Here is a 2,523-nt window from a genome sequence, read left to right on the forward strand (position 1 = left end):
AGTATATTGCGATGAGTCCCCTTGAGAATTTCGATTGCGGAAGAGCTAAAGAGCTCTTTGTCGAGAATTGAGCAACCACGATCAGCAAAAATGAGGCTTAGATCCCAGGCGGCTTGTTTGCCACTGCCTTTGCAAGCTGGACATTTGCCCCGCTCTCCTTTCTGTAAAAAATCATAAGGCGAAATAGCCAGAGGACTAACTAATCCATGCTGAAAATCGACAAAGCGTGTCGCATATTTGCCTATACACTCACCCTTATATTGAAGCTCGACGTACCCTGCACCAATCGCCATCGCTTTAGCCAGACATTGTTCTCGTTGAGCACGGGTAGCCTTCGTTTCACATTGAAAATCTTTGCTTGTAGCACGTGCTTCAAGATAATTCGTGAATGGAAAAGTATCATAGCCCTGTTTCCTAAGATAAATAAGCCTGCCTTCTACAATACTGTGCGGAAGCTCATGACCCCATATGTAAACATCTTGAAGAAGAGGCTGAATCACCAGTTGTGCATCCGGCGTCTGACACCAAATGTTTAAGAAGTTATCAGAGCTGTACACATCCGAGGAGAGAATGTGATTTTCTAAGGCAAAGGTGAGCAGGTGTCGGTCTAGACCACCGTATTGAATCAGTTGTTGATCTTGAACCTTGGCATATTCAAAAATAATCGTCGGTGTGGCAGCGCTTCTTTGAGAAGGGTCTGAAACCGCTGCAATATCGTGCCCTAATAAGCGCCGAAGCCATCGCAAAGCGGCCTTAGCATGCTCACTATTAAGCGGCTTTTTGACTTCGGAGGGCTGAGCGGTTTTCTGAGGCCGCCGTACTTTGGTCTCATGCAAATTCTTTAGCATGCGCCCCGTCGCAGTTTTTGTCTGGGCTATTTGCTGAGGGGTTCCTGTTGCAACGACAACACCACCATCAGGGCCGGATCCAGGACCAAATTCAATCACCCAATCACTGGCGGAAACCATCGAAAGGTTGTGCTCAACAAGTATGACTGTGTTCATGCCATTAGCAACCACATAATCGACAGCTCGAAGCAGGTTGGCTACATCACTTTTGTGTAAGCCAGACGCGGGTTCATCAAGCAGAAACAGTGAGCTTTTACCCTTCTGATGACTAAGTTGTTTTGCAATGCGCAGACGCWGAATTTCGCCACCACTCAGTGTGTCAACACGTCGGCCTAATGCAAGATGTCCAAGGCCAAGCTGAGAAATAGATTGAAGCAAATTATGATGTCGATTTAGCGCAGGCGGAAGATCCTGCAGTAGCGCCTCAATACTGCAATCAAGTAGCTGAGCGATGTTCATGCCGTAATCGTAAATGCTAAGAATATGGCTCTGAAAACGAAGGCCGCCACAGCTTGCACAGATTACCCATTGTAAACCATCCTGTGTCTCGCCAATACCCAAGCATTCAGGACAGCGCCCATCACCACTGTTGAGGCCAAAATCCCTAGCTTGAAGATTGTGTTTCTCTGCTTGGGAAAGTGCAGCGTAGTGATTGCGCAAATCTCCGGCAATGTCGAGTGATGTAGCTACCAAGCTACGGAGGTTTGCAGGTGGAACACCTTGGTCGAGGCTAATGACCTGTTCAAACTGTTGATAACCTTCAATCCCACGCCATCCTTGTGGATCCGGGTTTTGTGGGTTTTGCAGCGCTGGCTTGAGCACACCATGTACAAAGCTAGATTTGCCAGAGCCGGATAGGCCTGTAATGCAAATAAGTTTACCAAGCGGAATATGCACATCTTGATTGCGTAAATTATGGCGACAAGCGCCATAGATACTCAAGTGAGGTGCTTGCTCTTCAACTCGAAGTTGCTGCCGCTGTAGCTTGTCGGGAGCCTGCCACCAGGATTGAGGTACCCTTCCCTGGAAAGTAACCTTACCACCTTCAGGGCCACCACTAGGTCCAAGCTCGACTAAATGATCGACAGCAAGTGCAAGCTGCTGGCGATGATCATTGATGATCAAGGTATGCTGCCCCCTTAATGCTTCCAGGGTATCAGCCAATCTCATTACATCTTCATCATGCAAACCTCGTGCAGGCTCATCAAGCAGTAACCCAAGCCCCTCATGTCTTCCATCGAAAACGGACGCAAGACGTATGCGCCGCGATTCACCTTCGCTGATCTCGCGCATACCACGAGTACCATTAAGATGAGCAAGACCAACACCTACAAGGCTTTGAGAAAGGCATCGAATCTGCTCTAAATAAGGCCTGGCAGCTTCTGGAAGTGCTTTGGAAAAGCGCCCCGAAGACGAACATAATTCAGTCAGTGCAGCAAAGTTAGTGTCGAGTAAATCCGCGATATTGTAGCCACCAAGGTTAAGAGATCTTGCTGCATGAGACCATCGTGAGCCCCCACAAGCTTTGCAGCGGCCATAACTGATAAGAAATGCGAGCCGCTCTGCTGTTTTGGTTCCTTTAGTAACATGCTTCATGATGGCAGAAATTAAGCCGGGATAAATACGCGGCTTACTCATCTGGCGCCTAGTACCTGGTTCTATATCTGCAATAAGC

The 2,523-nt window shown here is 48.0% G+C and carries 1 pseudogene; it reads right to left on the bottom strand.

The features are described 5' to 3' along the window. Nucleotides 1-2,486: pseudogene (locus tag BZG79_RS13990) on the bottom strand (hypothetical protein); the annotation flags it as partial. Nucleotides 2,487-2,523 lie beyond the last annotated feature (37 nt).

The organism is Salinivibrio sp. MA427 (assembly GCF_001996115.1).
GTDB classification, from domain to species: Bacteria; Pseudomonadota; Gammaproteobacteria; order Enterobacterales; family Vibrionaceae; genus Salinivibrio; species Salinivibrio costicola.